The sequence below is a fragment of the Actinophytocola sp. genome (assembly GCF_045807065.1).
GTDB lineage: Bacteria > Actinomycetota > Actinomycetes > Mycobacteriales > Pseudonocardiaceae > Actinophytocola.
Map to the genome: position 1 here is coordinate 1 of NZ_JBJMIE010000025.1, position 5,836 is coordinate 5,836.

The window sequence follows — 5,836 nt, forward strand, 5'->3', positions numbered from 1 at the left end:
CGAGTTGCCGACCAGCTTCCACTGCGCGCCGCTGGTGACCAGGCCGTTCTCCAGCCACGCCATCTGCTCGGCGCCGGTGATCGTCCGGTTCGGGTCGTCCGCGCCGCCGTTGCCGACCGCCACCTGCTGGGACCGGTAGCTGCGCAGGTCCAGCATGAACAGCTCGCCGAGCAGGCCGAAGCGCAGGCGCCGGTAAATGCGATCGGCTTCGTTGCGTACCGGCATCCACTCGAAGTACGCCTGGTGGGCGGCCGCCTTCCGGGTGGCGTAGTCACCCTCGGTGTCCGGCTGGTGGTTCTCGGCGCCGCCGGACCACGCGTCGTTCGCCACCTCGTGATCGTCCCAGGTGGCGATGAAGGGAACGGTGGCGTGCAGGCGCTTCAGGTGTTCGTCGGTCTTGTACTGCGCGTGCCGCTGCCGGTAGTCGGCCAGCGTCAGGATCTCGTGCGGCGGGTCGTGCGGGCGGACGGCCTCGCCGTTGAAGTCGCCGGCGTACTCGTAGATGTAGTCACCGAGGTGCAGGACCGCGTCCAGGTCGCCGCGCTCGGCGAGGTACCGGTACGCGGCGAAGTAGCCGGCCGGCACGTTCGAGCAGGACACCACCCCGAAGCGCAGCCGGGCGACGGACGCCGTCAGCGCCGGCGCGGTGCGGGTGGTGCCGACGGCGGAGACCGCGCCGGCGAGCCGGAAGCGGTAGTAGTACGTGGTCGCCGGGTTCAGCCCGGTCGCGTCGGCCTTCACGGTGTGGTCGCGGGCGGGGCCGGTGCCGACCACGCCGGACGCGACGATCGAGGCGAAGGCCGGGTCCGCGGCGACCTCCCAGGTGACGTCGACCGCGGGGCCGACACCGGAGCCCGGGGTCGCGTCGGGGGTCGGGGTGACGCGCGTCCACAGCAGGACCGCGTCGGGCAGGGGGTCCCCGGAGGCGACGCCGTGCGCGAAGACGGGCTCGTCCGCGGCGGCGGTGGCACCCGCGGTCACGGCCACGACGCCGGCGCCGAGCACCACACCCGCCGCGCCGGCTCGCAGTACGGATCTACGGTCGTAGGTCTGCTCCATGTCATCGATCCTGGTCTCACCCAGGGGTGTGACATACAGCCATTCTTCGTAAACATCGTGTGCACATTTGCCATCTACTACAAGTAAGTTACTCATGGTAGGTTCGCGTCATGCGCAGCGTCAGAGGGAAGGTCGTGCTGGTCACGGGTGCTGCCCGGGGCATCGGCGCGGGGGTGGCACGAGACCTCGCCAGCAGGGGCGCCAAGGTGGCCCTTGTCGGCCTGGAGGCGGACGAGCTGGCCGCGGTCGCGAAGGAGTGCGGTCCCGACGCCGGCGCGTGGGAGGCCGACGTCACCAGCTGGGCCGACCTGGAGAAGGCGACCGCCGAGATCGTCGAGCGGTACGGCCGGATCGACGTGGTGCTGGCCAACGCGGGCATCGCGGCCACCGGCTTCACCCGCTCCATCGACCCCGCCGCGTTCGAGCGCGTGATCAACGTGAACCTGCTGGGTGTGTGGCGCACCGTGCGGGTGACGCTGCCCCACCTGATCGAGTCGAAGGGTTACGCGCTGCTCGTGTCGTCCGCGGCCGCGATCATCCACATCCCCGGCAACGCGGCCTACTCGGCGGCGAAGGCCGGCGTGGAGGCGTTCGCGAACGCGCTGCGCGCGGAGGTCAAGCACCTCGGCGTGGACGTTGGCGTCGTGCACCCGACCTGGATCGCCACGGACATGGTCAACTCCGCGGACCAGCACCCGGTGTTCGGACCGATGCGGGCCGCCAACGGCGGCCTCGCCAGCAAGACCTACCCGCTCTCGCTGGCCGTCGGCCTCATCTCGAAGGGCGTCGCGAAGCGGGCGCGAGCCGTGCACGTGCCGGGCTGGGTCGGCGTGCTGAAGCTGTTCCGCACGCTGGTCCCGCGCGTCGTCGAGTGGCAGGCACGCCGGTTCGTGCCGGCCGGGGACCGGGCGTCGCTCGAGGACATCGAGAAGCGCGGCGCGGCCGAGGCGAGCATGGTCGGGCCCGGCGCGAAGGCCGCCGCCCGCCGCGGGACTGCGCTATAACCTGTGCCATGCCGTCGCGCCGTGACCAGATCAAGATGACCTCGGACGAGATCGCCGCCTTCCTCACCGAGGGGAAGACGGCGAACATCGCCACGATGAGCCCGAACGGGCGACCACACCTGGTGGCGCTCTGGTACGTCCCGCACGGCTCTGGCGACGGCCTCACGATCGAGACGTGGACGTTCACCAAGTCGCAGAAGGCGGCCAACCTCCGGCGCCTGCCGCAGGCCACGCTCCTCGTCGAGACCGGCGAGTCCTACGAGAAGCTGCGTGGCGTGTCCATGGAGTGCGACGTCGAACTGGTGACCGATGTGGAGAAGATCACGGCCATCGGTCAGCAGCTCATGCACCGGTACAGCGAGAGCCCGGAGATCGCCACGTCGGCGGGTCAGTTCGTGCGGTTGCAGGCGCCCAAGCGGGTCGGCCTGGTCTGCCGGCCCACGAAGATCGTGAGCTGGGACCACGCGAAGCTAGCTGGCACCTACTGAGCCCATGACCAGCTTCCACTCGTTGATCCGCCGCGACGCGGCCACGCCGGCGATCGTGTACGGGTCCTCGGCGAGCAGTTCGTCCAGCTCGGCGCGGTCCTCGACCTGGTAGATCGCGAAGCCGGCCGAGTCGTCCGCCCATGGCCCCGCCGCGCCGACCTTGCCCTGCTCGACCAGTGCCCCCAGGTACTCGCGGTGCCGGGGCCGGCTCTCCGCCAGTTTGCCTGGGTCGTCACCGTACGTCGTCTCCACCGTGAACCAGACCATGCCCGAACGTTACAGACGCGAACGGGGGTCGACCGGTAGGGTGCCGGCTGTGCCTGGGGAAATCAGTGCGGAACGCAGCGTCGAGCGGACGCTCAGCCACCTGCGCGCCATCGACACGGGGAGCTTCCCCGTGCCCACACCGGCGGCGCCGCCGGCGCCGCTGACACTCGAGGACCTCTACCGGACACATCGCATGCGCCTGGTCCGGCTGGCCCTGCTGCTGGTCGACGAGCCGGCGACGGCCGAGGACGTGGTGCAGGAGGCGTTCACCGGGCTGCACCGCAACTGGGGCAACCTGCGCGACGCCGCCGCGGCCCTCGGTTACCTGCGCACGGCCGTGGTCAACGGCTCGCGTTCGGTGCTGCGCCGCCGCAAGACCGCACGCGAGTACACGCCGCCGCACCAGGTCAACGCGCGTTCGGCGGAGAGCCTGGCCATGCTGACGGCCGAGCACCAGTCGGTGGTCCGCGCGCTGTCGCAGCTGCCGCCCCGCCAGCGCGAGGTGCTGGTGCTGCGCTACTACGGCGACCTGTCCGAGGCGGAGATCGCCGAGGCCGCCGGCATCTCGAAGGGCACGGTCAAGTCGACGGCCAGCCGGGCCCTGGACGCGCTCCAGAAGATCATGCGCACCCCTAACTGACTCGTCACCGGAAGCGATTCTCCACCTAGTCGCGCCCACGAAACGTTACCCAATAACGCGACGTCATTGATATATTGTGAATAACCCCCAAGCGGGCAACAGACGCTATGGTATAGACCAATGGCGTCATGGGTTGAGGGGTGAGGGATGGCTGCGCAGCTCATCACCGGGGGACGGGTGGCCACGCCGGACGGCGTGCTGGACCCGGGCTGGTTGCTCGTCGAGAACGGCCGGATCAGCGCGATGGGCAGTGGCGAGTCACATTTCCGGCCCGGTGCGACAGTCACCGACGCCTCCGGCAGCTGGGTGGTCCCCGGCTTCGTCGACATCCACTGCCACGGCGGTGGCGGCGCGGCGTTCACCAGTCCCGACCCCACCCAGGTGCGCCACGCCGTCGACGCGCACCTCGCCCACGGCACCACCACGATGCTCGCGAGCCTGGTCACCCGCCCGGTCCCCGAGTTGGTCGAGCAGGTCGCCGCGCTGACCGACCTCGTCCAGGAGGGCCTGGTCGCGGGCATCCACCTGGAGGGCCCGTTCCTGTCCGCGGCCCGCTGCGGCGCACACGACCCCGACCTGCTGCGCCCCCCGGACCCGGTCTCGGTCGACGCCCTGCTGTCCGCCGGTCACGGCACGATCCGCATGGTGACGGTGGCCCCGGAGCTGGAAGGCGCGGTCCCAGCGGTGAAACGCCTGGTGGACGCGGGCGTGCTGGCGGCGATCGGCCACACCGACGCACTGGCGGAGGACGTCGTCCCGGCCGTGGACGCGGGCGCGACGGTGGCGACCCACCTGTTCAACGGCATGCGCCCCCTGCACCACCGCGAACCAGGCCCGATCGGCGTCCTGCTGGACGACGAACGCGTGACGGTGGAGCTGATCTGCGACCTGGTGCACCTGCACCCGACGATCGTGCGACTGGCCGCCCGCCACGCGGGCGCGGGCCGAACCGTACTGATCACCGACGCCATCGCAGCCGCCGCGGCCGGCGACGGAACCTATGACATTGGCGGCCTGAAGGTGGACGTGACCAACGGCGTCCCCACACTGGCGGACGGGGGCTCGCTGGCTGGCAGCACCCTGACGATGGACGCGGCGTTCCGGAACCTGGTGAAGAGCTGCGGCCTGGGCGTACTGGACGCGGTCGCGGCGGCCTCCACCCGCCCGGCGCAGCTACTGGGCCTGGGCGAGGTGACGGGCAAGCTGGCCCCCGGCTACGCAGCCGATGTGGTACTGCTCGACGACGCGCTGCGCCCGGCGTCCGTGATGCGCCGCGGCGAGTGGGTACCGTCTGACTCGTGAGTTCCGACGACCCGGAGAAGCTGCTGGCCGACGCACTGCGCGCCCAGGCACGGCAGGCACCGCCGGACACGTCGCCGGTGGGTTACGGCCTGCTGTCCGGCAGCGACCTCCCACCGGCACTGCGCCCACCGGAGCCGACGACGCGCATCGCCGAGGAGCCCCGCCAGGTGCCGGCGCTGCTCATCCTGGTGTTGGCACTGCTCCTGGGCCTGGCGTCGGGCGCGGTCGTGGGGCTGCTGACCCTTCTGTGAACCTCGCGTACCCTTCGATGACGTGACGCCCACAGCCGCCACCGTGCACGCTATGTCCTTCCTGCCCTCCTGGCTCGACCCGGAGGTCATCCTGCGCGGCATGGGCGGCTGGGCACTGGCCGTCCTGTGCCTGATCATCTTCGCGGAGTGCGGCCTCCTGATCGGCTTCTTCCTCCCGGGCGACTCCCTGCTGTTCGTGGCCGGCCTGTTCGTAGCCACTGGCACGATCGAGACACCGCTGTGGTTGGTCTGCGCACTGGTGACGGTGTGCGCGTTCGTGGGCAACGTGTGCGGCTACTGGATCGGCTCGAAGGTAGGCCCGTCACTGTTCAACAAGCCGAACTCAAAGCTCTTCAAACGCGAACACGTGGCGAAGACACACGAGTTCTTCGAGAAGTACGGCGCCAGAGCCATCATCATGGCCCGCTTCGTCCCCATCGTCCGCACGTTCATCACCGCGACGGCCGGCGTAGGCAGGATGGACGCGAAGAGGTTCTTCTCGTACTCCGCCGTAGGCGCCTTCCTGTGGGCCAGCGGCGTAACAATCCTGGGCTACTTCCTGGGCGAGGTCGATTTCATAGAAAAGAACATCGACGCGATGGCCATCCTCATCGTGCTGATCTCGGTAATCCCGATAGCCATCGAAGTACTCAAGGCCCGCCGAGAGAAGAAGCAGGCAACCAAGCTCGCCAACGACGACACCCAGATCATCGAACACCTCTGAAGCCGGGAAGCCGGGAAGCCGGGAAGCCGGGAAGCCGGGAAGCCGGGAAGCCGGGAAGCCGGGAAGCCGGGAAGCCGGGAAGCCGGGAAGCCGGGAAGCCG

At 69.9% G+C, this 5,836-nt stretch carries 8 protein-coding genes; 6 read left to right on the top strand and 2 right to left on the bottom strand.

Going from position 1 to position 5,836, the window contains the following annotated elements; genetic code table 11:
- Nucleotides 1-1,059 (bottom strand): alkaline phosphatase D family protein (locus ACJ73U_RS01415; protein WP_407775639.1); only part of this gene is annotated, 1,059 nt, incomplete at its 3' end.
- A gap of 110 nt (nt 1,060-1,169) precedes the next feature.
- Between ACJ73U_RS01415 and ACJ73U_RS01420 the strand changes: the two genes are divergently transcribed.
- Both ACJ73U_RS01420 and ACJ73U_RS01425 read left to right on the top strand, forming a co-directional pair.
- The gene (locus tag ACJ73U_RS01420; protein WP_407775640.1) at nt 1,170-2,063 is read left to right on the top strand and encodes a short-chain dehydrogenase/reductase; all 894 of its coding nucleotides are present in this window, start codon (nt 1,170-1,172) and stop codon (nt 2,061-2,063) included.
- A gap of 8 nt (nt 2,064-2,071) precedes the next feature.
- Nucleotides 2,072-2,551 (top strand): pyridoxamine 5'-phosphate oxidase family protein, encoded by a 480-nt coding sequence (locus ACJ73U_RS01425; protein ID WP_407775641.1) that lies wholly within the window; start codon nt 2,072-2,074, stop codon nt 2,549-2,551.
- On the opposite strand, the gene ACJ73U_RS01430 is transcribed toward ACJ73U_RS01425, so the two are convergent.
- Nucleotides 2,534-2,818, bottom strand: coding sequence for a YciI family protein (locus ACJ73U_RS01430; RefSeq protein ID WP_407775642.1), 285 nt, complete (start codon nt 2,816-2,818; stop codon nt 2,534-2,536). The genes ACJ73U_RS01425 and ACJ73U_RS01430 overlap by 18 nt on opposite strands.
- Here ACJ73U_RS01430 and ACJ73U_RS01435 point away from each other — a divergent pair.
- The 4 genes from ACJ73U_RS01435 to ACJ73U_RS01450 all read left to right on the top strand — a co-directional run bounded on the left by ACJ73U_RS01435 (nt 2,817) and on the right by ACJ73U_RS01450 (nt 5,735).
- Nucleotides 2,817-3,458 carry a SigE family RNA polymerase sigma factor gene (locus tag ACJ73U_RS01435; protein WP_407775643.1) on the top strand — a complete coding sequence of 214 codons (642 nt, stop codon included), beginning with the start codon at nt 2,817-2,819 and terminating at the stop codon, nt 3,456-3,458. The genes ACJ73U_RS01430 and ACJ73U_RS01435 overlap by 2 nt on opposite strands.
- Nucleotides 3,459-3,605: 147 nt before the next feature.
- Entirely contained in the window at nt 3,606-4,760 is a 1,155-nt protein-coding gene (gene nagA / locus ACJ73U_RS01440) for an N-acetylglucosamine-6-phosphate deacetylase (RefSeq protein WP_407775644.1), read from the top strand.
- Nucleotides 4,757-5,011 (top strand): hypothetical protein, encoded by a 255-nt coding sequence (locus tag ACJ73U_RS01445; RefSeq protein ID WP_407775645.1) that lies wholly within the window; start codon nt 4,757-4,759, stop codon nt 5,009-5,011. Before nagA ends, ACJ73U_RS01445 begins: the two co-directional genes overlap by 4 nt.
- A gap of 52 nt (nt 5,012-5,063) precedes the next feature.
- On the top strand, nt 5,064-5,735 hold the full coding sequence (locus ACJ73U_RS01450; protein ID WP_407775646.1) for a DedA family protein: 672 nt from the start codon (nt 5,064-5,066) through the stop codon (nt 5,733-5,735).
- The last annotated feature ends 101 nt before the right edge of the window (nt 5,736-5,836 follow it).